Here is a 21891-nt window from a genome sequence, read left to right as displayed (position 1 = left end):
CCAAGAGTGAGGTGAATTTCCTCTCACCCCTTACCCCTCACTTTTTCCGTCTTACCCCTCACGTCAAACGTATTCCTCCTCCCGTTTCCCTCAATAATGCGGCGGCGGGGTTTCTTCCGCCTGGCTGGCGATCTGGCCGGGCTGCATTTCCTTGAATTTCTTGCTCAGCAGACTGAGCTGCAGCTTGAGGCGGGCGATCTCGCCGCCCTGAGCGGTGATCTCCCGGTTGAGCTGCTCTATGGTGTCGTCCTGAAAGGCCAGCCGGGTTTCCAGCTGCTCCAGCCGGTGCAGCAGTTCGTCATTCATCATGGTGTTCTCTGTTGGTTAGCGTCCAGGTTTCAGCCAGGCCGGCGGAGCTGACGCTGTACAGCCGGTCTGGTGCCGCAAAGGCGACACTATACACCATGGCACTGGCCGGCCTCAGCTGTGTGTGCAGGCCCACTTGCCGGTGCCCGAGGTGGGCACCGTCGCTGAGCCGCCACAAGTCCAGCCGGCGGGCGGTGCCGCCGGTGGCCAGCTGATCGCCCCGCGCATTGAAGCGGGCGCTGACAAAGGTCTGGCCCCGGGCGGGCACCTGCAGCCGGGCCTGCAGTTCGCCGCCGGGCAGGCGGCGAACTGCTCCCGTGCCCTGAGCATCGGCGCTGAAGGCCAATCGGCCCTGCTGGTCCAGCCGCACCAGGTTTACGCTCTGTTCATGGTGCCAGCGTGCCAGCACGGCGGCATTGGTGGTTTGCCAGAACATCACTTCGCCGTCGTGGCTGGCGCTCAGGGCATAGCGACCATTGGCGGAGAGATCCAGGCTGTTGATGCGGTCCCGGTGGCCGAGAAACTGCAGCCGGCGACCACTGCTCAGGTTCACGTATTCCACCTCACCGCTCTGATAACCCAGCAACAGCTCGCGGCCACCCCCGGCCAGCGCCAGGGCGCGCAGGGGCTGTTCCAGCCGGTAAAAGCCGAGGTTTTCTCCGCTTGCCAGCGACCAGACCGCCACCGTGCTGTCGGTGGCAGTGGCCGCGTGCTGGCCGTCGGGGCTGGTGGCCAGCAGCACCACGGGCGCGGTTTCTTCACCCTGATACCACTGGTAAAGGGGCGTGGCCCCGCCCTGCCGCCAGACCTGCACCGGGCCGTTGCCGCCGGCCACCAGGGTAAAGCGGCCATCGGCGGTGGTGTCGGCCGCCACCACGCTGCCCTTGGCCAGCGGCTGGCGGACGAGGGGCGGCGTGGCCCGGTCACAGCCGGCCAGCAGCAGGCCCAGGGCCAGCAGCGGGGTCAGCAGACGGAAGGATACGGACAAAGGGCATCTGAGCATGGGTCAACGGCGGCCGAACAAAAGTGGTGGTGCCAAGCTTCGCATGTTTTCACGGATTTTTCTTCTGTGACGCGACCGTCCGGTGGCAGGGGGTGAGGCCGTTGAACACTATACTTCGACAGGGGGGAGCGCTGTACCCATTTCTCAACCGGAGACTGGTTTCATGAAAACATCAATGCTGATCCTTACCCTGGCGCTCTGCGGGCTGGCCCAGGCCGCCCCGACGGACGAGCAGAAGCAGGCCCTGCTGGCCGACGCCCTGAAGGCGGCACCGCCCACGCTGCGCGACAGCGTGACCGTGGTGGACTGGGAGCAAAACGTACTGCAGCAAGGCCACGGCGACTATACCTGTTTCCCCACCCCGCCCCGGCTGAATGGCACTGCCCCCATGTGCATGGATGGTCCCTGGAGGGAATGGGCTCAGGCCTGGATGGAGAAAAAAACCTTTCAGGCCAGGGCCATGGGGATCTCCTATATGCTCGCCGGTGACGGCGGTGCCAGCAATACCGATCCTTATGCCGATGGCCCTACCGACGACAATCAGTGGATTGTTGAAGGCCCGCATCTGATGATCCTGGTGCCCGACAACAGCCTGCTCGACACCCTGCCCACCGATCCCGGCCAGGGCGGCCCCTATGTGATGTGGAAAGGCACGCCCTATGCTCACATCATGATCCCCGTCGGCGCCAGAAACTAGCCCGCCCCGAAGCCTGCCGGGGTTCGGGGCAGCCAGGTTGCGACAGCGCGGGACGTGCCGGCCCGGGAGAATTTTTTTCGGCAAGTTGCAACCTGCCGGCAAATCCTTGAGTATAAACCTCTCATTTTTCAAGGTGTCTGTGCACCCGACTCGGAGTTGATAATGAAAAAACTGTTACAGGTCAGCTTGCTGGCAGCCGCCGTGATGGCGGGGTTGAGTGGTTGTAAGGAAGAGCAGGCGGCCTCGACCGCCCCGGCCGCCGAAAATGCGGTGGAGCTGAACAGTTTCGAGGACAAGTCTGCCTACGCCATTGGTCTGTCCATGGGCCGTTACATTGGCTCTACCCTGGAAAAACAGCAGGAGCTGGGCGTGAGCCTGAACAACGAGGTCATTCTGCAGGGCGTGAAGGACGGTTTTGGCAGTGACGGCCAAATGACCGACGAGGAAGTGCAGCAGGCGCTGATGGCCTACGACACCCACATCAACGAGCTGATTGAAGCCAAGACCAAGGAAGAAGCCGCCGCCACCCTGAAGGAGGGCGAGGACTTTCTGAAGGAAAACGCCCAGCGTGACGGCGTGCAGGTCACCGAGTCCGGTCTGCAGTACGAAGTGCTCACCGAGGGCGAGGGCGACAAGCCGGCCGCCGAGGACGTGGTGACCGTGCATTATACCGGCACCCTGGTGGATGGTACCCAGTTCGACAGCTCGGTCGAGCGCGGCGAGCCGGCCAGTTTTCCCCTCAACCAGGTGATTCCGGGCTGGACCGAAGGCGTGCAGCTGATGCCGGTGGGCTCCAAGTACAAGTTCTACATTCCCTCCAAACTGGCCTATGGCGAGACCGGTGCCGGCTCCATTCCCGGCAATGCGGTGCTGATCTTTGAAGTGGAGCTGCTCGACATTGAAAAGGCCGGCGAGGCCGAAGAAGCCGTGGCCGCCAAGACGGAAGAGGCTGCTCAGCAGTAAGCGAGCCCGAGCGTTACTCGGTCAGCACAGAAGGCCCGGCGGTTGCCGGGTCTTCGTTTTTCAGCAGCCATTGTTGCCAGCGGTGTGGCCGGGCCAGTAACTGCTCCTTTTGCTTTCTGGGCAGTCGCTTCAGCCGGTATTCCAGTTTCAGTGCGGTGGCCCGGTCGGCCACCGGCTGGTGCCACACCAGCACGGCCGGGCGGCGCGCCCAGACATAACGGGACGCCCGGCTGCGCATCTGGTTGTGTTCGTGGCAGCGGCGCTCGGGTTCCAGGCTGATGCCGCCATACAGGCTGTTGTCCCGGCAGCGCAGCAGGTAGAGGTGCCACTGGCTCATGGCAGCACCAGTTCAACCTGCTGGGGCGGATAACACAGGCCGGTGGTGCAGCCCTGATAGCCAAGAAGGATACGGGCGTCCGGGCCGGCATCGCGCACCGGTAGCCGAAGCGTCAGCCCGTTGCGGTAAACCTGGCTGTTGCCAAAATACTCGTCATGGTGCGCTTCCCCCTCGGGGGCTTGCCAGGCCATCAGCTCAACGCCCCGGCCCTCGGCACTGAGCTTGTGCCGGTAAAGATAGGCATCGGGGGCGATGGCAATATCGATTTGCAGGGTGTTGCCGTCCAGCTGGTAGCGAACATCAAAGGCCTGTTCTACCGGCAGCACTTGGTTGCCGGTGGAGGGCGAGGGGCCGAACCGTTCCAGCACAAAGGGAGCGAGCATCAGCAGCAGGCCGGTCAGGGCCACGGCGATCAGGACGGGTTTCATGGATATTTTCCTTGATTGACGGAATGCGCACTGGTATTTGAAAACGGACGTGGGCGTCCCCATTTCGTTGGTTTGACCCTATTGTAAGCCGTCAGCGGCAAAAAGAGGTGAGCGTGGGCAGAATACTGTTGTTTTTCATTGGCGCCGGTTTGCTGGAGATCTTCGTGTTTATCGAGGTGGGCGCGGCCATCGGGGCCTGGAGCACCATAGCGCTGATCCTGCTGACCGCCATACTCGGCCTCAGCCTGGTACGCATTCAGGGCCTGCAAACCCTGATGGAGGCCCAGACCAAGCTCAACCGGGGGGAAACCCCGGCCCGGGAAATGGTGTCGGGCATGATGCTGGCCCTGAGCGGTGTGCTGCTGTTGCTGCCGGGGTTTGTGACCGACTTTGCCGGCGTGCTGTTGTTGCTGCCGCCGGTGCGCAACGCCCTGGCCGAGCGCTTTCTGTCCCGGGCCCACATTCGCGGCAACAAGGGTCATACCTTTACCGCCGAGTACTATTACCACAGCGAAACCCGTGTGCACGACCAGGACAAAAAGGGCGTGACCTTTGAAGGCGAAGTCGAGCACAAGGACGACAAGTGATCTCTTGATCCGCTGCAAGCACCAGCCCCTTCGTCATGCCGGCCCTGAGCCGGCATCTTTTTTGAGACAGCAGGGCAACCCGCTTCGGACTGCGGCTCAGGGCCGGAGTGACCACTCTTTCAGCTCCCGGCTACCGTCAACTCAGCGGGTGGCGAATGCCCCAGGGAAAACGCCGCCAGGCGAACAAGCAGGCCACCAGCCCGGCCAGCAGGTTGGCCAGCAGAATGCCGGTGAAAATGCCCTTGGCACCGGCCAGGCCGGCGCCCAGCCAGGCCAGCGGCAGCAGCATGCCAAACAGTCTGACGCCGTTCAGCAACAGCGAAATCACCGATACCCGCAGGCCGTTCAGCGCCGCGCCCAGCAGCATAAAGCAGCCCTGCAGCCCGTAACTGATCGGCACCAGCCGCAGATACTGCTGCAGCAGCGCACCGACCTCGGCGCTGTCGGTAAACTGCCTGGCCAGCCAGGGCGCCAGCCACCACAGCAGGGCAAACACCCCCAGCTGAAACAGCAGGGCAAAGCGCATGGCCAGCAGCAGGCCCTGGCGGCTGCGCCGGTGCAGACCGGCGCCGGTGTTCTGGGAGACAAAAGGGGCCAGCACCGAGCTCAGCGCCATCATTACGATCAGCACCAGCGCCTCAATGCGCGAGGCGGCGCCGAAGGCGGCCACGGTTTCGGTGCCGAAGTCCGCCAGCAGCAGCATCAGCAGGGCGGTGGCTACCGGGTTGAGCACGCTGGTAAAGGAGGCGGGAATAGCCACCTGCAGCAACTGGCGCCAGTGTTGCAGCAAGGTGGTCAGGGCCGGCCAGTGCCAGCTCAACAGCCGCTCCCTGTGCCGCAGCAGGTACAGCGCCACCACCATGGCGATCAGCCAGGAACAGGCGCTGGACATTGCTGCGCCGCGAATACCCAGAGCCGGCAAGGGGCCCAGGCCGAAGATCAGCAGCGGGTCGAGCACGCCGTTGACCAGGCCGGCCACCAGCATCACCAGCCCGGGGGTGCGGGTATCGCCGGTGGCGCGAATGGCGGCGTTGCTCACCATGGGAAGCACCAGCATGGGCGAGGCGGCATACCAGATGGTCATGTAATCGTGGATCAGCGGCATTAGCGCCGGCTCGGCCCCCAGCAGGGTGAACAGGGGATCCAGGCTGGCCAGTCCCAACCCGGCCAGCACCAGCACCAGCACCAGTGCCAGCAGCAGGCTGTGGCTGGTGAAGCGGGCGGCCTCATGGTGGCGGCCGGCCCCCAGTGCCTGACCCAGGCAGGCCGACAGCCCGGCGCCCAGCCCCATGGCCAGGGAGGTGACCACAAAGGTTACCGGAAAGGTGAAGGTCACCGCTGCCAGCGGCGCCGTGCCCAGCAGGCCGATAAAAAAGGTGTCCACCAGATTGAACGCCAGTATCGCCACTATGCCCAGCGCCATGGGGCCGGTCATGCGCGCCAGTTGCGGGCCGATGGGGGCGGTGAGCAGGGAATTGGTGTGGGACACGGAACAACCTTGATGCAGCGGCGAGGGTGAAAACGCGGAGGCCATGATAACGCCCCCCTGCCGATGATTTTAAAAAAATTTTGTCTTTTGCTCTTGAAGGCCGCAAATGCGCTCCCATATAGGAAGGCAACGGAACAAGTTTGCGGCCATTGGCCGTTTATCTATCAAGGTAACAACACTCATCAGGAGAGTTATCGATGAACATTCGTCCATTGCACGATCGCGTCATTATCAAGCGTATTGAAGCCGAGGCCAAGTCGGCCGGTGGCATCGTACTGACCGGCTCCGCCGCCGAGAAATCCACTCGCGGTGAAGTGCTGGCGGTGGGTAATGGCCGCACTCTGGACAACGGTGAAGTGAAAGCCATGTCCGTGAAGGTCGGTGACAAGGTGATCTTCAACGAAGGTTTTGGCGTCAAGACCGAGAAGCTGGACGGCCAGGAAGTACTGATCCTGTCCGAAGGCGACATTCTCGCTATCGTCGAAGAATAATCCGGTTCATCCACTTTTAAGGAAGATAAACAATGGCAGCTAAAGACGTAAAATTTGGTAACGACGCCCGCGTTAAAATGCTGAAAGGCGTAAACATCCTGGCCGACGCGGTCAAGGTGACCCTGGGCCCGAAAGGCCGCAATGTGGTGCTGGACAAGTCCTTCGGTGCCCCCAACATCACCAAGGACGGCGTGTCCGTGGCCAAGGAAATCGAGCTGGAAGACAAGTTCGAGAACATGGGCGCCCAGATGGTGAAGGAAGTGGCTTCCAAGGCCAACGACGAAGCCGGTGACGGCACCACCACCGCCACCGTACTGGCTCAGGCCATCGTCAACGAAGGCCTGAAGGCCGTGGCCGCGGGCATGAACCCGATGGATCTGAAACGCGGCATCGACAAGGCCGTGGCTCAGGCCGTGACCGAGCTGAAGAGCCTGTCCGTGCCCTGTAAAGACACCAAGGCCATTGCTCAGGTAGGTACCATCTCCGCCAACTCCGACGAAAAAGTTGGCACCCTGATCGCGGAAGCCATGGAGAAAGTGGGCACCGACGGTGTGATCACCGTGGAAGAAGGCCAGGGCCTGGAAGACGAGCTGGACGTGGTGGAAGGCATGCAGTTCGACCGCGGCTACCTGTCTCCCTACTTCATCAACAAGCAGGAAACCGGCACCGTTGAGCTGGACGACCCCTTCATCCTGCTGGTGGACAAGAAGGTCTCCAACATTCGCGAACTGCTGCCGGTGCTGGAAGGCGTGGCCAAACAGTCCAAGCCGCTGCTGATCGTGGCCGAAGACGTGGAAGGCGAAGCCCTGGCCACCCTGGTGGTGAACAACATGCGCGGCATCGTGAAGGTGGCCGGCGTCAAGGCCCCGGGCTTTGGTGACCGTCGCAAGGCCATGCTGCAGGACATCGCCATTCTGACCGGCGGTACCGTGATCTCCGAAGAAGTGGGTCTGGAGCTGGAAAAAGCCACCCTGGAAGATCTGGGCCGTGCCAAGCGCGTGGTGATCAGCAAGGACAACACCACCATCATCGACGGTGTGGGTGAGGCCGATGCCATCAATGCCCGCGTGGCGCAGATCCGCCAGCAGATCGAAGAGTCCACCTCCGACTACGATCGCGAAAAGCTGCAGGAGCGCGTGGCCAAGCTGGCCGGCGGTGTGGCCGTGATCAAGGTGGGTGCCGCCACCGAAGTGGAAATGAAAGAGAAGAAGGCCCGCGTTGACGATGCCCTGCACGCCACCCGCGCTGCCGTGGAAGAAGGCGTGGTGCCCGGTGGCGGTGTGGCCCTGGTGCGTGCCGCCGCCAAACTGGGTGCGCTGACCGGCGACAACGAAGATCAGAACGTGGGTATCAAGGTGGCCCTGCGCGCCATGGAAGCCCCGCTGCGTCAGATTGTCACCAACGCCGGTGAAGAAGCCTCTGTGGTGGTGTCCAAGGTGAAGGACGGCGAAGGCAACTTCGGTTACAACGCCGGCAACGACACCTACGGCGACATGCTGGACATGGGTATCTTGGATCCGACCAAGGTCACCCGCTCCGCGCTGCAGTTCGCTGCTTCCGTGGCCGGTCTGATGATCACCACCGAAGCCATGGTGACCGATCTGCCGAAAGACGAAGCCCCGGCCATGCCCGACATGGGCGGCATGGGCGGCATGGGAGGGATGATGTGATTTAAATCACATTATTCCCTGCCGGAAGTTATTTCCGGCTCATTAAAAACCGGACCGAAAGGTCCGGTTTTTTTTTGAAAATGGCGCGCCGGAGTAGCGATGACCTAAATTACACTTCAGTTGCATCAAATGTTTTGGGTATGATGGCCATCTGTCTTGATGGGACATATGAGTCCTTATTGTTGTTCAGGATACTGCTCGAAAGGCCGGATCAACCCCATCCTTTGAGCTGAGGAGAAGACGAATGAAGCTGCTCGGCGTTGTTATGCTGTGGCTGGTGTCATGGAGTGCCCTGGCCGCGGAGCCGGTGATCCTGACCATTTCCGGCAATATCGAGCTGGAAGGGCGCTCCTTTGAACAGGTGGATTTCACCCTGCCCGAGCTGCAGGCATTGCCGCAGGGGGAGGTCACCACCGCCCATCCCTGGTCTGAACAGCCCAACACCTATCGTGGCCTGGATCTGCGTGCCCTGCTCGATACCCTGTTTGCCCACGCCAAAATCAGAACCCTCTACCTGGAGGCGCTCAATGGCTTCAGTGTGGCGGTGGACTGGCAGGAGGTGGCCCCCTACTCGCCGCTGCTGGCCTGGAGTGAAAACGGTCGCCTGATGAGCCGGCGCGACAAGGGCCCGCTGTGGTTGATTCTGCCCTATGATCGAGTGTCCGAGCTGCAGCAGGCGGAGTTTTTGCATTACATGGCCTGGCAGCTCAGGCACATTAAGGTACGAACGGAACCCAAGTGAGGCGATTGTTTATTCCCATTCCCGGCACCGAACATCAGGGTGCCGTGCATTTATTCAAACGGGCCGGCATCTTGCTGCTGTTGTTGTGCATGCTGTTGTTTGGTATCAAGGCTGCCCACTCCCTGCTCGACATTCGCCAGCACAATACCCTGCTGGAGCAGCGCAACTATGAAATGCCCTGGTCACTGATGCAGCTCAAGCTGGAAATGAGCCGCTTTCTCGATGCGGTGCGGCTGCTGCATGCCGGCGCCATCGACCACGACGAGCTGATGTTGCGCTATGACATTCTGTGGAGCCGCACGCCCGTGCTGCTCAGCAATCAGCTGAAAGACACCCTGAGCGATCGCCCCGACTTGTGGCAGCTTATCCAGCAGATTGAAAACCGGGTCAGGGCCATGGAGCCCATGGTCAAGGCCATTCGCTCCGGCTCGCCCGATTATCAGTTGCTGCTGGCGGAGCTCAGCCCCTATACCGAGCCCCTGGCGCGGACCATGACCGCCACCATGCACAGCAATGTGCTGTTTTACGCCGAGTATGATCAGGCCTACCGGGAGCTGGGGCGCGAGCTTTATATCAGCATACTGGGGCTGGCCCTCAGCGGGTTGCTGCTGTTGCTGGCGCTGGTAGCCGAGCTGCTCGGCTACCGTCGTCGGCTGCTGCGCGATCCCCTGACCGGGCTGCCCAATCGCTTCGCCCTGCAACACCGGCTGCAACAGCTGGTTGGCCGTCAGCAGCCGTTCAGCCTGACCCTGCTGGCGCTGAAAGATTATTCGCGCTTTTACCAGCAGTTTGGTTTTGAGGTGGCCGACCGTTTGCAGCAGGCCTTTGCCCGCCGGCTGGAAAGCTGCCTGCTGCCCGAGGAAAGCATCGCCCTGCTGGGCCGGGAAAGCCTGGCGGTGGTGGCCGACGGGGTGCTGGAGCTGTCCGATGTACGGGTGCAGCTGTCCCGCATTCGTCAGGCGCTGAGCATGCCGGAGGCCCATGCCCAGCATGACTTCAGCCTGACGCCGGTGATTGGGGTGGTGCTGTATCCGGCGGACGCGGACACCATGGTAGAGCTGCTGGCCCGGGGGGAGCTGGCGCTGGAGCTGTGCCGGCACGAGCAGCTGCCCTACGTCATCTTTGAGCCTTCCATGCTCAAGGAAATCGAGCGCCGGCAACAATTGGCCGCCGATCTGCCGGCGGCGCTGGAAAGCGACAGCCTGAGCCTGCGCTTTTACCCGCTGGCCACGCCGGCCGGCCAGTGCGCCGGACTGCGGCTGTCGTTGCAATGGCGCCACCCCCGTTATGGCGATATCGGCGACAGCGAGCTGGCCCGGGTGACCGAACAATATCAGTTGTCGGAGCGGCTGCTGCTGTGGGCGCTGAAGCGGGTGGGCGAACTGCTGGCCGACTGGCGCCGAATACAGCCAACGCTGTTTGTCAGTCTGGCGCTGCCGGCCTCGGTGTTTCGCGCTTCCCTTGGCGGTCAGCTTGAAAGCCTGCTGTCCGGCTTCGACCTGGCGGGCAATGCCCTGACGCTGGAGGTGAGCGAGCCCATGCTCATGGATGCGCCGGAACAGGCGCAGGCGGTGCTGGGTGAGCTGCGCCGGCTGGGAGTGCGCATCATGCTGGCGGAGTTCGGCACCGGCTGCTCCCGCTGGGGGCCTCTGGCACGCTTGCCGTTGGACTGGCTGCAGCTGAATGCCTCCTGGTGCAGCGGTATCGAGCAGAACGAGGAGGCGCGCCAGCAGCTTGCCACCCTGTTTGAGCTGGCCCGGCTGCTGGGGGTGCCGCCGGTCTGTTGTGGCGTGAGCAGCGCCGCCGAGCGCGGCGTGATCATGGCCCTGGGCGGCGAGCCGCTGTTGCAGGGCCCCTTTGTCGGCCCGTCGCTGGCGGCCATGGAGGTGAAAAACTGGCTGGAAAGCCTGGCGCCGGCGCGGCTGACCGATCTCGACGTCAGTCGAGGCGCATAAACTGGCTCAGGGTGGTGGCCAGCAGCTGGATCTTGTGCACCATGCGCGCCAGCAGTGCCTGGTATTCCTCTTCCGAGCTGGCCGACAGCATCTCCAGTTCGTCTGCCAGTTCGGCCACGTAGGGCATGAAGTGATCGGCGCGGGTAATGAACTGGCTGTCTTCGCGCAGTACCGCACTGAACCTGGCCTGGCCCCTGGCGCGCAGGGCGGCCAGTTTCTTGTCGGCGTCAATGGCCTGATGATAGAGCTCTTTCAGGGTGTCGTTCAGCCGGTCGATAACCGAATCGTGCATGGTATTTCCTTAACGGGGTTCCAGGTTTAGGTCGAGGGGGGTTTTGCTGGCCTCGCCACCGATTTCCCGCACCAGCCGGGGCACCAGAAAGCCCGGCAGCCGGGCCAGCAACTCGGCCATCAGCGCCCGGGCCCGGTCATCGCTCACGTCGAAGTGAGCGGCCCCGGCCACCTTGTCGAGCTGGTACAGGTAATAGGGCAGGACACCGGCGTCAAACAGCCGTTCCGACAGGGCTTCGAGGGAGTCGGCGTGGTCGTTGACCCCGGCCAGCAGCACGCCCTGGTTGAGCAGGGTAATGCCGGCCCGCTGCCACTGGTGCAGACGGGTGGCCAGGTGCTCGTCAATTTCATTGGCGTGGTTGACGTGCAGCACCAGCACCGGGCGCAGCCGGCTTTGACTCAGGCGATCGCGCAGGTCGTCGGTCAGTCGCTGGGGAATCACCACCGGCAGCCGGCTGTGAATGCGCACGCGTTTAAGGTGGGGCAGGCTTTCAAGCTGGTTCAGCAGGGCGGCAATATGTTCATCCCTGGCCATCAGCGGATCGCCGCCGGAGAGGATCACCTCGTTGATTTCCGGATGGGCGGCAATGTAGTCCACCGCCGGCTGCCAGCCGCCCTGACCCGGGCTGTTGTCGTCGTAGGGAAAATGGCGGCGAAAGCAGTAACGGCAGTTCACCGCGCAGCCACCGCGCAGGATCAGCAACACGCGGGAGCGATACTTGTGTAGCAGCCCGGGCAGGGCACTGTCGTGCTCGTCGAGCGGGTCGGTCACAAAGCCTGGCACCTCGGCGAACTCGTCGGCCAGGGGCAACACCTGGCGCAACAGGGGATCCTGCGGGTTACCCTTTTGCATCTTGTCGGCAAACGGGTAAGGCACGCGCATGGGAAACAGCCGGCGGGCGGCCAGTCCATCCTGCCAGGGGGCAATGTCCAGCTCCAGATAGTCCAGCAGCTGTTCCGGGGTGGTAAAGGCGCGGGCCAGCTCTTTTTGCCAGGGAATATGTAAATCGCTCCCTTTTAGGGGTATCATTGCCGGCATTTTCTGCAACTCTGTCAACTACGAGGGTAAAATGGCCTCCTATAGTACCAATGAATTCAAGTCCGGTCTCAAGATTATGCTGGACGGCGAACCCTGTGCCATTATCGAAAACGAATTCGTCAAACCCGGCAAAGGACAGGCGTTCAACCGCGTGAAAATCCGTCGCCTGCTCAACGGCAAGGTGCTGGAAAAAACCTTCAAGTCCGGCGACACGGTAGAAGGCGCCGACGTGATGGATGTGGAACTGGCCTATCTGTATAACGACGGCGAGTTCTACCACTTCATGAACAACGACACCTTTGAGCAGATCGCCGCCGACGAAAAAGCCGTGGGCGATGCCCGGCTGTGGCTGAAGGAGCAAGACGTCTGCACCCTGACCCTGTGGAACGGCGCCGCCATCTCCGTGACGCCGCCCAACTTTGTGGAGCTGGAAGTGGTTGAAACCGATCCGGGCCTGAAGGGCGACACCGCCGGTACCGGTGGCAAGCCTGCCACTCTGAGCACCGGCGCCGTGGTACGGGTGCCGCTGTTCATTCAGATTGGTGAAGTGCTGAAAGTGGATACCCGCTCCGGCGAGTATGTGTCCCGGGTAAAATAAGCGGTTTACCGAGACAAAAACGGCGCCTTTCGGCGCCGTTTTTTTACGTCTTACGTCAGAGGTTTCACTCCTTGCCGTACACGTTGTTTTCCTGCTCGCGCACGCGAATGAAGGTGGTGCGCTTGGTCAGCTCCTTCAGCCGCTGGGCACCCACATAGGTACAGGTGGAGCGCACGCCGCCGAGAATGTCCTGCACGGTATTTTCCACCGGACCACGGTAGGCCAGCTCCACCGTCTTGCCTTCGGCCGCCCGGTACTTGGCCACGCCGCCGGCGTGTTTGTCCATGGCGCTGGCGGAGCTCATGCCGTAGAACTTCATGAACTGCTTGCCGTCGCGCTCAATCAGCTCGCCGCCGCATTCCTCGTGAGCGGCCAGCATGCCGCCCAGCATCACGAAATCGGCACCGCCGCCAAAGGCCTTGGCCACATCACCAGGGCAGGTGCAGCCGCCGTCGCCGATGATCTGGCCGCCCAGGCCGTGGGCCGCGTCGGCACACTCGATGATGGCGGACAGCTGGGGGTAGCCCACGCCGGTCTTGACCCGGGTGGTGCACACCGAGCCCGGACCGATACCTACCTTGACGATATCGGCACCGCACAGGATCAGCTCTTCCACCATTTCACCGGTGACCACGTTGCCGGCAATAATGGTGTGTCCGGGGCACTGCTCGCGCACGCGGGAAACGAAAGCGGCGAAGTGCTCGCTGTAGCCGTTGGCCACGTCGATGCAGATAAAGCCCAGCTCGTCGGACAGCGCCAGGATCTGCTGCAGTTTTTCAAAGTCGCGCTCGGAGGTGCCGGTAGACACGATCACGTGCCTGAGTACCTCGGCGCCGGATTCGGTGACAAACGCCTGCCATTGTTCTACCGAGTAGTGCTTGTGCACGGCGGTCAGCATCTCGTGCCGGGCCAGGGCTCGGGCCATTTCAAAGGTGGCCACGGTGTCCATGTTGGCGGCGATGACCGGCACCCCGGACCAGCGGCGACCTGAATGCTTAAAGGTGAACTCCCGGTTCAGCTCGACCTGAGCGCGGCTGTTGAGGGTAGAGCGCTTGGGGCGAAACAGCACATCCCTAAAGCCCAGTTTCAAGTCTTCTTCGATACGCATTGGTATTACCTCAGTAAATGACAGGCATAAAAAAACCGGGGGTTTTTTAGGCCCCCGGTTTTCAGCATTCTAGCCACGCGAAACTTTTTTGCAACCATTCCTGACTGTAAGTTCAGAAATATTGTCGGCCGCGGCCCGTTGCTGCGTGGGCCGGTGCTACCGGTGGCGGCTTTTATTTTGATTAAAATTACGCCATCATTGGCTCATTCATCGGACGAGGGCGATGTCATGTTCAGGGTAACGGGGCTGGATCATCTGGTGCTGCGAGTGCGCAATCCGCAGCGAATGCTGGATTTTTACTGCAAGGTGCTGGGCTGCTGTCTGGAGCGTGAAAAAGCCGATATCGGGCTTTATCAGCTGCGCGCCGGCGACCAGCTGATCGATCTGGTGGATATTCGTGGCCCGCTGGGCGGAGATGGTGAGGCCGCCGATCAATGCCGGGCCAACATGGATCACTTTTGCCTGCGCATCGATCCCTTCGATCCCGACGCGCTGCTGAATTACTTCAGCCTGTCGGGGGTGATCTGCGAGCCGCCGGCGCGGCGCTACGGTGCTCAGGGAGAAGGGCCGTCGATCTACCTGTTCGATCCGGAAGGCAACCAGATCGAGCTGAAAGGCGACAGCAGGGCTGCCAGCCGCGACTGATTCGCAGTACACTCGGCGTTTTTGCAGAGTGTTTTTTCATGACGACGTTACCCTGGTTTCCCAGTGCTGAACTTTCCATGCTGCGCCGGCGTGCCGAGCTGCTGGCCTGTATTCGAGACTTTTTTGCCGCGCGTGGTGTACTGGAAGTGGACACGCCCACCCTGGCGGCGGCCGGGGTCACCGATCTGCATCTGGAAAATTTCGTGACCCGCTTTACCGGTCCCGGCATGGCCGGGGGCCAGGATCTCTACCTGCAGACCTCGCCGGAATTTCACATGAAACGGCTGCTGGCCGCCGGCAGCGGACCCATCTATCAGATCTGCAAGTCCTACCGCAACGAGGAGTCGGGGCGGCTGCACAACCCCGAGTTCACCATGCTGGAATGGTACCGGCCGGGTTTTGACCATCACCGCTTGATGGACGAAATGGCCGAGCTGCTGCAAGGGGTGCTGGACTGCAACGAGCCCGAGCGCATCAGTTATGCCGCCGCTTTTGAGCAGACTCTGGGGGTATGCCCGTTGACCGCCTCGCTGGCGGAGCTGCGGAACGCCGGCCGGGGGCTGGGCGCCGATGACTTGCTGGCGCGCGAAGACGACCGCGACACCCTGTTGCAACTGCTGTTTGCCCTGGGAGTGGAGCCGCGCATCGGCCAGCAGGTGCCCTGCTTTGTCTATGACTTTCCCGCCAGCCAGGCGGCACTGGCCCGCATCAGTCCCGCCGATGCCCGGGTAGCCGAGCGTTTCGAGGTGTATTACAAGGGCATTGAGCTTGCCAACGGGTTTCATGAGCTGAGCGATGCCGCCGAGCAGCGCACCCGCTTTGACCAGGACAACGTACTGCGCCGGGCGCGGGGACTGACCGAAAAGCCGGTGGACGAATACCTGCTGGCGGCACTGGCCGCCGGCCTGCCCGATTGCGCCGGGGTGGCGCTGGGCATTGACCGGCTGATCATGCTGGCGCTGGGAGCCGACAGCCTGGAGCGAGTGATCGCCTTTCCGGTTACCCGGGCCTGAGACAGGCGTACAGGTTGCTGTGAGGAGGGAGGGGATTGGTTTTTCTCCTCCCCCCTACTCCTCACCTTGGTATTTCACGGCTCAGGCGGGTAATTCTCCAGCAGCTCTTCCACCTGTTGCATGATGTCGTCACGGCGGGCGTCACCCCGCACCCGTGCGCCGGGAAAGGCGTTGGGGTGGCGGCTTTGCCACAGCACCCGGCCCGAACCGGGCTGTTCCAGCCACAGCACCAGATGCCGCTCCCGGCGGGCGCCATAAACCCGTTCTTCATCCCACAGGTCGTGGTGGCCGAACATGCTGGGCATGGTGGTCAGCAGCCGTACGCTCTCATCCAGCCGGTAGTTCAGCCAGAGCGAGGCCTGCTCCGGCGCGGTGAGGGTGAGCCCACGGGCGGGCAGCAGTGCCTGAGCGGCGGCGGCGATGCGGGCACCGTCCAGAGACGTTTTCTCCATCTCCGGTGCCAGCGCCACCGTCTCAAAGCGGCGAAAGTCGGTGTCTTCCGCGTAATCGTAAGGCGCGGCGCAACCGCCCAGCAGCAGAACAAGCATGAACAGGCGCAACATGACTGCCTCCCGTATTGATGGGGCCCATGTTTCAAGAGTGGGCCCGTCTGTGCCGAAAGGGCAACTCAGTGGCTGTCGCCCTCGCTTTGCCCACGAATAACCGGGCCCTGCTCGCCCACCAGCCGAATGTCCACCTGCTGGTGCGGGATCTGAATATCGTGGCGGCGCAGCCGCTCCAGCAGCAGATTGTGCAGCTCGTGGGTCATGGGCATGCGGTGGCCCATGTCGTTGACATAGACCCGCACCTCATACACCAGCGCCGAGTCGGTCAGCTCCACCAGAAAGGCCTCGGGCACCGGGTTATCGAGGATCAGGCTGCATTCGGCAATGGCTTCCTGCAACAGTGACTGCACCAGCTCCACGTCGGCATCCAGCCGCACCCGTACAAACAGCCGCACCCGGGTAATGGCGTCCGACAGCGACCAGTTGACGAACTGCTCGGTAATAAACGCCTTGTTGGGCACGATGATTTCGCGTCTGTCCCAGTCCACAATGGTGGTGGCCCGGGTCTTGATTTTGGAGATGGTGCCGGTGAGATCCCGAATGGTGACGGTATCGCCGATGCGAATGGGCTTTTCAAACAGAATAATCAGGCCCGACACAAAGTTGGCGAAGATCTCCTGCAGGCCAAACCCCAGGCCCACCGACAGCGCCGCCACCAGCCATTGCAGTTTGGACCAGTCGATGCCCAGCATGGCAAAGGTGGCAAAGGCACCGAATACCAGCACCAGGTACTTGGAAATGGTGGTGATGGCAAAGCCGGTTCCCGGTGACAGATCCAGGTGCTGCAGCACGCTCAGCTCCATCAGTCCCGGCAGGTTGCGGGCGGTGATCAGGGTCAGCACCACCAGAAACAGGGCGATCACCAGATCCTTGAGCGAGATCGGCACCAGGGTGTCTTCCCCGGCCAGGCTGCTCGACACATGCCACACCTCGATGCTGTCGAGAAAGCTGAAGGCGGTATTGATCTCCGACCACAGCACCATCAGGGTGAGAATGTAGCCCAGCATCAGCACAGATCGCAGCAGCCCCAGAGACTGGGCACTGATGGCGTCGAGATCCAGCTCGGCCACGGCGGCGGCCTCGGCTTCCGGGCTGGGCGGGGTTTCATGGGGTTCGTCCCGTTCCTTTTCCTTGCGCTGGGCCAGGATCTCGGCGCGCCGGGCCTTGGCCCGTTCAAAGGCCAGCCGGCGGCGCTGCAGCAGCATCCAGCGGCGTACCGAGAAATAGGCCATCACAAACCCCAGCCCTGCCAGCACCGAGATTTCGAGCTGGCGCAGCAGGGTATGGGCGGTGAACAGATAGCCCATGACGGCGGCGGCCAGTGCCAGCAAGGGGGCCGTGACCAGCAGCCCCCACAGCAGGTGATTGGCCAGGGTCAGGTGTTCCTGGCGGGGCGTGGATACCAGCAGCGGCATGTCCTGGCGATAGAGCCGCCAGGAAAACAGGCTCATCAGCACGCAGGTATAGATAAAGGCCAGCCGTCCCAGGGTGTCGTAGAGGGAAAACTCCCGGAATTCCCGGGAGGTGTACAGCAGCAGCAGCATGGGCAGCAGGCTCAGCATCAGGGTGCGGAACTGGCGCCAGACACGGCGTACCTGCTCGGCGGGCAGGTTGAAATGCATTACCAGCAGACCCCTGGGCAGGGTCAGGTTGCCTACCAGCAGCAGAATGAACACCGGCAGCATCAGCTCCCGCAGCGCCGCCGCCAGCGACACCACGATGGGGGAAGCCAGGGGCGAGTCGATGGCGTGGGACAGCAGCGACAGCAGCGCCGGCAGCGGCAGCGCGGTGAGCAGGCTGAGCAGCAGGGTGTTGAAGGTGTAGCTGTACTTGTCCTGGGTCACGTTGCCAATGCGCGGGCTGATGCGCGCCAGGTAATCCCGCAGGCTGCGCCGGCTCAGCAGCCACAGGTAGAGCACCACCAGGGTGCTGATGCCGTACAGGGTCAGGCTGGCAATTCCCTGTTGCTGCAACGCCCGGGGCAGGGCGGTCCAGGTGGCGGCGCGGGTCAGCCAGTCCAGGGTTTCCAGCAGGGCGGCGGGAAAGCCGCTGCCCACCGGGCGCAGGTCCGGCAGCCAGAACAGCCGTTCTTCGGTCAGAGCCCGAATTTCTTCCAGCTGGCCGTTCTGCCGGCTGTAGGCCACCTTGAGCCGGGTTTGCTCGTGGATCTGGTTGTCGGTGGCGGCCTGCAGCCGCTCCAGCAGCCGGGCACGGGTGGTGAGCAGCTCGTCAAGCAGCAGTAACTGCTCTTCGCTCAGATCCTGCTCCAGGGTCAGCAGCCGGTTGCGATAGCTGTTGTTGGCAATGTCGTCGAGCTCTTCCTGGTAGCCGTAGCGATCCACCCGGCTCTGCACGATGCGGGCTTCCAGCTGGGGCAGGGGATAGGGGGCCGGCAGCTCGCTCAGGCGGTTGCGCAGGTTTTCGCCAAAGCCGCGGCTCACCTCCAGCCATTCGAGCTGCTCCTTGAGGTTGTTCTTGAGGGTGGTGAGTTCGCTCACGGCGCTTTCCACCGCCTGGTTTTCCAGTTGCAGCGACTCTATGGTGCGGCTGCGCTCCACCAGGATGGCGGACAGCTGCTGGTTGCGCTCCTGTTCACGGGCAAGCAGCGGCGAGTCGGTCTGCACCTCGTCGAGCAGCCGTTCGCTTTCGGCAATGGCGGCCTCGGTGGTGGCCCGGCGCAGCTCGTTCTGGCGGTTTTGCAGGGCGTCTATGTACTGGTCGAGATCGGCCAGCCGGCTTTGCAGTATCTCCAGCCTGAGTTTGTTGAGGGTGTCGCGGTTGCCCGACGACAATTGCTCCAGTTCCAGCATCTGAATGCGCCGCTGCAGGGTCTGCTCCCGTACCATGGCCAGTATGCGGTTGGCGTTCTGCTGCCGGCTCTGGTTGTCGGTAAACTGCATCTGATCCAGGTTTTGCTGGGTCTGGCGCAGTTGCTGGCGCAGCTCGTCGAGCTGGTTGTGCAGCCCGCTGTTGCTGAGTTCCTGCAGGTTGAAGGTGTTGGTCAGCTCTTCCCGCTGGCGGCGCAGTTCCAGCCGCCGGGCCTGGGCGTCCACCAGCGCCTGCTCCAGATCCGGACCGTCAAGCAGGGCAATGCTTTCGGTGGAGGTGCGCTTGAGCTTCGCTTTTTGTTGTTCCAGCTTTTTCAGTTCGGCCGGATAGTCCTCCATGAACTTGCGCAGGCTCTCGGTCTGTTGCCGGTAGCGCTCGCCTTCCCGCACCAGTTGCAGTGCCTGGTTATAGCTGTCGCGCAGCTTTTGCAGCTCGGGCTTGTCCCCTTCCGGTATTTCCTTCAGCAGGGCCTCGATATCGGCCACGCTTTGATCCGCCGGCACCGGGGCCGGCAGCAGTAACAGCATGAAAAACAGCAAAATGGGCGCAAACACGGCGGCGTCTCTCAATCAGGCTTGTTCGAATCAGTTCACCAGGCGGCCAAACTCGGTGCCCATGCGGGTGGGGGTGCCGGGAGCCAGTGTGTCGTTAAGTGCCACGGCATTGGGCCCGAACAGGCACACCACGGTACTGCCCAGCTTGAACCGGCCCATTTCCTCCCCCTTGGCCAGGCGCGGCGCGGTATCGGCATCGTAGTCCCAGCGCTGCACCCGCTTGCCCGGGGGCGGGGTCACGGTGCCGGCCCAGACGGTTTCAATGCTGGCGACGATGGTGGCGCCCACCAGCACCATGGCCATGGGGCCGGCCTGAGTGTCAAAAATGCACACCACCCGCTCGTTGCGGGCAAACAGTTCGGGCACGCGCGAGGCGGTGAGCGGGTTGACCGAGAACAGCTCGCCGGGCACGTACACCATGGTTCTGAGCACGCCGTCGAGGGGCATGTGAATGCGGTGATAGTCCCGCGGTGCCAGGTAGATAGTGGCGAAGTCGCCGCCCATAAAGGGCGTGGCCAGGGCCTTGTCACCGCCCAGCAGGGCGCGGGCACTGTAGTCGTGGCCCTTGGCCTGAATGATGCGGCCCTGTTCAATGGACGCCAGCTGGCTGATGGCGCCGTCCACCGGCATGGCCAGCACTTCGTCGCCGTCCACCAGCGGACGCACGCCGTCTTTCAGGGGCCGGGTAAAGAAGTCGTTGAAGCTTTTGTAATGGCCGGGGTCGGAATGAACGGCTTCGCTCATGTCCACGCGGTAGCGGCGAATAAAGGTTTTAATCAGCCACTGGGTCAGCACACCGGCCTCGGCGGCGGCGAGCTTGCCCACCAGGCGGGACAGCAGGTGCTTGGGCAGCAAGTATTGCAGCAAAATCTTGAAATGGTCTTTCATTCTTCTGAGTTCACACGGTCAGGAATTGGGATGATAGCGGTCGGGTTTGTCCGCCATGGCGTTCATAATGCGGTGGTAGCTCTCGAGTCGCTCCGGGTGAATGCGGCCGTCGGCAGCGGCTTGCTGCAACAGGCAGCCGGGGTCGGCGCCATGCTTGCAGTCGCGAAAGCGGCAGCCGCCCAGGTAATCGCGAAACTCGCGAAAACACCAGGCCACCCGCTCGGGCTCCAGATGCCAGAGGGAAAACTCGCGAATGCCGGGGGAGTCGATTAACGAGCCGCCGGAGGGAAAGTGATACAGCCGGGCGGTGGTGGTGGTGTGCTGGCCCAGGCCCGAGTTGTCGGACACGGCCCCGGTCTGGGCCTCCACATGGGGCATGACGGCGTTCACCAGCGAGGATTTGCCCACCCCGGACTGGCCCACAAAGATGCTGGTATGGCTGCTCAGCGCCTGTTGCAGCTCGTTCAGCCCTTCGCCGGTATCGCAGCTCACCAGCAGCACCCGGTAGCCGATGTCGCGGTAGCGCTGCAGATCGCGCTCGGCGTCACGGCGTTGCACGTCGCTCAGCAGATCCACCTTGTTGAGCACCAGCATGGGGGGCATCTCCACGTCTTCGGCGGCCACCAGGTAGCGGTCGATAATATGGCAGCTCAGCTCCGGCAGCACGGCGGAGACCACCACAATCTGATCGATATTGGCGGCCACCGGCTTGATGCCGTCGTAATAGTCGGGGCGGGTCAGTACGGTGGCACGCGGGTGCACCGCCTCCACCACACCGCTGATGCCCTGCAGGGCGTCGGTGCCCGGGCGCCACACCACCCGGTCGCCGGTCACCAGGGAGCCAATGGTGCGGCGCAGGTTGCAGCGATGGATGCCGCCTTCGCTGTCTTCAATATCGGCATGCTGGCCAAAACGGCTGATCACCACCCCTTCCTGGGGCGGGCCCAGCAGAGTGTCGTCGATCACCTCGGCCTGCTGCTTTTTCAGCCGGCGGCTGTGGTTGTCGCTTACACGGCGTTTCTGGCCTTTGCTCAGGCGTTTCTTCTTGGTCACGCTGTCCTCGAACCTGTTTTCACTGCCGGCTATGATACACTTTCCCGTTCAACCTTGTCCTCAATTGCCAAGCCGCAGGAAAGCAACCCATGAGCCAAAGTGCCGAAAACCTGGTATGGATCGATCTGGAAATGACCGGTCTGGAGCCCGACGAACACCGCATTATTGAAATTGCCAGCATTGTTACCGACAAGGAGCTGAACATTCTGGCGGAAGGGCCGGTGCTGGCCATTCACCAGAGCGAGGCGGAGCTGGGTAAAATGGACGACTGGAATGTGCGCACTCACACCGGCTCCGGTCTGGTGGCACGGGTTAAAGCCAGCACCATTACCGAAGCCGATGCGGTGGCGCAGACCCTGGCCTTTTTGCGCCAGTGGGTGCCGCAGGGCAGCTCGCCCCTGTGCGGCAACTCCATTGGCCAGGACCGGCGCTTTCTGGCCCGGCACATGCCGGAGCTGGAAGCCTTCTTTCACTACCGCAATGTGGATGTGAGCACCATCAAGGAGCTGGTGCGCCGCTGGCAGCCGGCGTTATTGGAACAGTTCACCAAAAAGGGCAGTCACCAGGCGCTGGACGACATTCGCGAGTCCATTGCCGAGCTGCAGTTCTATCGCCAGCATGTGTTCACCATTTAACCCG

Annotated in this window: 23 protein-coding genes; 11 read left to right on the top strand and 12 right to left on the bottom strand. The window is 62.5% G+C overall.

Annotated elements, in window-relative coordinates:
- Nucleotides 1-90: 90 nt before the first annotated feature.
- Entirely contained in the window at nt 91-306 is a 216-nt protein-coding gene (locus tag PU634_RS12635) for a SlyX family protein (protein WP_306763692.1), read from the bottom strand.
- Nucleotides 299-1294, bottom strand: a complete 996-nt coding sequence (locus tag PU634_RS12630) for a WD40 repeat domain-containing protein (RefSeq protein WP_306761152.1) — start codon at nt 1292-1294, stop codon at nt 299-301. Before PU634_RS12630 ends, PU634_RS12635 begins: the two co-directional genes overlap by 8 nt.
- A 178-nt stretch (nt 1295-1472) precedes the next feature.
- Between PU634_RS12630 and PU634_RS12625 the strand changes: the two genes are divergently transcribed.
- Complete coding sequence (locus PU634_RS12625) at nt 1473-2006, top strand: hypothetical protein (RefSeq protein ID WP_306761151.1); 534 nt, start codon at nt 1473-1475, stop codon at nt 2004-2006.
- A gap of 162 nt (nt 2007-2168) precedes the next feature.
- On the top strand, nt 2169-2969 hold the full coding sequence (gene fkpA, locus PU634_RS12620) for an FKBP-type peptidyl-prolyl cis-trans isomerase (RefSeq protein WP_306761150.1): 801 nt from the start codon (nt 2169-2171) through the stop codon (nt 2967-2969).
- Nucleotides 2970-2982: 13 nt separating this feature from the next.
- Here fkpA and PU634_RS12615 read toward each other — a convergent pair whose 3' ends face one another.
- Together PU634_RS12615 and PU634_RS12610 are read right to left on the bottom strand one after the other, a co-directional pair.
- Nucleotides 2983-3306 carry a GIY-YIG nuclease family protein gene (locus tag PU634_RS12615; RefSeq protein ID WP_306761149.1) on the bottom strand — a complete coding sequence of 108 codons (324 nt, stop codon included), beginning with the start codon at nt 3304-3306 and terminating at the stop codon, nt 2983-2985.
- The gene (locus tag PU634_RS12610) at nt 3303-3734 is read right to left on the bottom strand and encodes a protein-disulfide reductase DsbD domain-containing protein (protein WP_306761148.1); all 432 of its coding nucleotides are present in this window, start codon (nt 3732-3734) and stop codon (nt 3303-3305) included. Before PU634_RS12610 ends, PU634_RS12615 begins: the two co-directional genes overlap by 4 nt.
- A 113-nt stretch (nt 3735-3847) precedes the next feature.
- Here PU634_RS12610 and PU634_RS12605 point away from each other — a divergent pair, with 113 nt between their 5' ends.
- A complete protein-coding gene (locus tag PU634_RS12605; RefSeq protein WP_306761147.1) occupies nt 3848-4321 on the top strand; it encodes an FxsA family protein in 474 nt (157 codons plus the stop codon).
- Nucleotides 4322-4457: 136 nt separating this feature from the next.
- Here the strand turns inward: PU634_RS12605 and PU634_RS12600 are convergent, their stop codons facing one another.
- Entirely contained in the window at nt 4458-5810 is a 1353-nt protein-coding gene (locus tag PU634_RS12600) for an MATE family efflux transporter (RefSeq protein ID WP_306761146.1), read from the bottom strand.
- A 197-nt stretch (nt 5811-6007) separates the two neighbouring features.
- Here PU634_RS12600 and PU634_RS12595 point away from each other — a divergent pair, with 197 nt between their 5' ends.
- The 4 genes from PU634_RS12595 to PU634_RS12580 all read left to right on the top strand — a co-directional run bounded on the left by PU634_RS12595 (nt 6008) and on the right by PU634_RS12580 (nt 10668).
- On the top strand, nt 6008-6301 hold the full coding sequence (locus tag PU634_RS12595) for a co-chaperone GroES (RefSeq protein WP_094279192.1): 294 nt from the start codon (nt 6008-6010) through the stop codon (nt 6299-6301).
- 32 nt (nt 6302-6333) lie between these two features.
- A complete protein-coding gene (gene groL / locus PU634_RS12590; protein ID WP_306761145.1) occupies nt 6334-7971 on the top strand; it encodes a chaperonin GroEL in 1638 nt (545 codons plus the stop codon).
- A gap of 244 nt (nt 7972-8215) precedes the next feature.
- Complete coding sequence (locus tag PU634_RS12585; RefSeq protein WP_306761144.1) at nt 8216-8713, top strand: putative pterin-binding protein; 498 nt, start codon at nt 8216-8218, stop codon at nt 8711-8713.
- Complete coding sequence (locus PU634_RS12580) at nt 8710-10668, top strand: EAL domain-containing protein (RefSeq protein ID WP_306761143.1); 1959 nt, start codon at nt 8710-8712, stop codon at nt 10666-10668. Before PU634_RS12585 ends, PU634_RS12580 begins: the two co-directional genes overlap by 4 nt.
- On the opposite strand, the gene PU634_RS12575 is transcribed toward PU634_RS12580, so the two are convergent.
- Together PU634_RS12575 and epmB are read right to left on the bottom strand one after the other, a co-directional pair.
- Nucleotides 10652-10960 carry a hypothetical protein gene (locus tag PU634_RS12575; RefSeq protein WP_306761142.1) on the bottom strand — a complete coding sequence of 103 codons (309 nt, stop codon included), beginning with the start codon at nt 10958-10960 and terminating at the stop codon, nt 10652-10654. The genes PU634_RS12580 and PU634_RS12575 overlap by 17 nt on opposite strands.
- Nucleotides 10961-10969: 9 nt before the next feature.
- Nucleotides 10970-11989, bottom strand: coding sequence for an EF-P beta-lysylation protein EpmB (gene epmB / locus PU634_RS12570; protein WP_306761141.1), 1020 nt, complete (start codon nt 11987-11989; stop codon nt 10970-10972).
- Between the two features lie 40 nt (nt 11990-12029).
- Here epmB and efp point away from each other — a divergent pair, with 40 nt between their 5' ends.
- On the top strand, nt 12030-12596 hold the full coding sequence (gene efp / locus PU634_RS12565) for an elongation factor P (RefSeq protein ID WP_306761140.1): 567 nt from the start codon (nt 12030-12032) through the stop codon (nt 12594-12596).
- A gap of 64 nt (nt 12597-12660) precedes the next feature.
- Here the strand turns inward: efp and PU634_RS12560 are convergent, their stop codons facing one another.
- Nucleotides 12661-13704, bottom strand: coding sequence for a GMP reductase (locus PU634_RS12560; RefSeq protein ID WP_306761139.1), 1044 nt, complete (start codon nt 13702-13704; stop codon nt 12661-12663).
- 228 nt (nt 13705-13932) lie between these two features.
- On the opposite strand from PU634_RS12560, the gene PU634_RS12555 reads away from it, so the two are divergent.
- Together PU634_RS12555 and epmA are read left to right on the top strand one after the other, a co-directional pair.
- Entirely contained in the window at nt 13933-14349 is a 417-nt protein-coding gene (locus PU634_RS12555; protein WP_306761138.1) for a VOC family protein, read from the top strand.
- A gap of 38 nt (nt 14350-14387) precedes the next feature.
- On the top strand, nt 14388-15362 hold the full coding sequence (epmA, locus tag PU634_RS12550) for an elongation factor P--(R)-beta-lysine ligase (RefSeq protein ID WP_306761137.1): 975 nt from the start codon (nt 14388-14390) through the stop codon (nt 15360-15362).
- 74 nt (nt 15363-15436) lie between these two features.
- Here epmA and PU634_RS12545 read toward each other — a convergent pair whose 3' ends face one another.
- From PU634_RS12545 to rsgA, 4 genes are all read right to left on the bottom strand, one after another.
- Nucleotides 15437-15925: a DUF4136 domain-containing protein gene (locus tag PU634_RS12545; RefSeq protein WP_306761136.1), complete on the bottom strand. Its 489-nt coding sequence runs from the start codon at nt 15923-15925 to the stop codon at nt 15437-15439.
- Between the two features lie 65 nt (nt 15926-15990).
- Entirely contained in the window at nt 15991-19311 is a 3321-nt protein-coding gene (mscM, locus tag PU634_RS12540; protein ID WP_306763691.1) for a miniconductance mechanosensitive channel MscM, read from the bottom strand.
- Between the two features lie 30 nt (nt 19312-19341).
- A complete protein-coding gene (gene asd / locus PU634_RS12535) occupies nt 19342-20199 on the bottom strand; it encodes an archaetidylserine decarboxylase (protein ID WP_306761135.1) in 858 nt (285 codons plus the stop codon).
- An 18-nt stretch (nt 20200-20217) separates the two neighbouring features.
- Complete coding sequence (gene rsgA, locus PU634_RS12530; protein WP_306761134.1) at nt 20218-21252, bottom strand: small ribosomal subunit biogenesis GTPase RsgA; 1035 nt, start codon at nt 21250-21252, stop codon at nt 20218-20220.
- Nucleotides 21253-21341: 89 nt separating this feature from the next.
- Between rsgA and orn the strand changes: the two genes are divergently transcribed.
- Nucleotides 21342-21887, top strand: a complete 546-nt coding sequence (gene orn, locus PU634_RS12525) for an oligoribonuclease (RefSeq protein ID WP_306761133.1) — start codon at nt 21342-21344, stop codon at nt 21885-21887.
- Nucleotides 21888-21891: the final 4 nt, after the last annotated feature.

The organism is Oceanimonas pelagia (genome assembly GCF_030849025.1).
GTDB classification, from domain to species: Bacteria; Pseudomonadota; Gammaproteobacteria; order Enterobacterales; family Aeromonadaceae; genus Oceanimonas; species Oceanimonas pelagia.
This window is presented reverse-complemented; position numbering and strand designations above follow the sequence as displayed.

Excerpts from the sequence above, each read along its gene's own strand:
- PU634_RS12635 (WP_306763692.1), bottom strand. The coding sequence starts at position 306 with ATGAATGACGAACTGCTGCACCGGCTGGAGCAGCTGGAAACCCGGCTG.
- fkpA (WP_306761150.1), top strand. The coding sequence starts at position 2,169 with ATGAAAAAACTGTTACAGGTCAGCTTGCTGGCAGCCGCCGTGATGGCG.
- asd (WP_306761135.1), bottom strand. The coding sequence starts at position 20,199 with ATGAAAGACCATTTCAAGATTTTGCTGCAATACTTGCTGCCCAAGCAC.
- PU634_RS12545 (WP_306761136.1), bottom strand. The coding sequence starts at position 15,925 with ATGTTGCGCCTGTTCATGCTTGTTCTGCTGCTGGGCGGTTGCGCCGCG.
- epmA (WP_306761137.1), top strand. The coding sequence starts at position 14,388 with ATGACGACGTTACCCTGGTTTCCCAGTGCTGAACTTTCCATGCTGCGC.
- epmB (WP_306761141.1), bottom strand. The coding sequence starts at position 11,989 with ATGATACCCCTAAAAGGGAGCGATTTACATATTCCCTGGCAAAAAGAG.
- orn (WP_306761133.1), top strand. The coding sequence starts at position 21,342 with ATGAGCCAAAGTGCCGAAAACCTGGTATGGATCGATCTGGAAATGACC.
- PU634_RS12585 (WP_306761144.1), top strand. The coding sequence starts at position 8,216 with ATGAAGCTGCTCGGCGTTGTTATGCTGTGGCTGGTGTCATGGAGTGCC.
- PU634_RS12625 (WP_306761151.1), top strand. The coding sequence starts at position 1,473 with ATGAAAACATCAATGCTGATCCTTACCCTGGCGCTCTGCGGGCTGGCC.
- PU634_RS12555 (WP_306761138.1), top strand. The coding sequence starts at position 13,933 with ATGTTCAGGGTAACGGGGCTGGATCATCTGGTGCTGCGAGTGCGCAAT.
- PU634_RS12610 (WP_306761148.1), bottom strand. The coding sequence starts at position 3,734 with ATGAAACCCGTCCTGATCGCCGTGGCCCTGACCGGCCTGCTGCTGATG.
- efp (WP_306761140.1), top strand. The coding sequence starts at position 12,030 with ATGGCCTCCTATAGTACCAATGAATTCAAGTCCGGTCTCAAGATTATG.
- groL (WP_306761145.1), top strand. The coding sequence starts at position 6,334 with ATGGCAGCTAAAGACGTAAAATTTGGTAACGACGCCCGCGTTAAAATG.
- PU634_RS12615 (WP_306761149.1), bottom strand. The coding sequence starts at position 3,306 with ATGAGCCAGTGGCACCTCTACCTGCTGCGCTGCCGGGACAACAGCCTG.
- PU634_RS12595 (WP_094279192.1), top strand. The coding sequence starts at position 6,008 with ATGAACATTCGTCCATTGCACGATCGCGTCATTATCAAGCGTATTGAA.
- PU634_RS12560 (WP_306761139.1), bottom strand. The coding sequence starts at position 13,704 with ATGCGTATCGAAGAAGACTTGAAACTGGGCTTTAGGGATGTGCTGTTT.
- PU634_RS12575 (WP_306761142.1), bottom strand. The coding sequence starts at position 10,960 with ATGCACGATTCGGTTATCGACCGGCTGAACGACACCCTGAAAGAGCTC.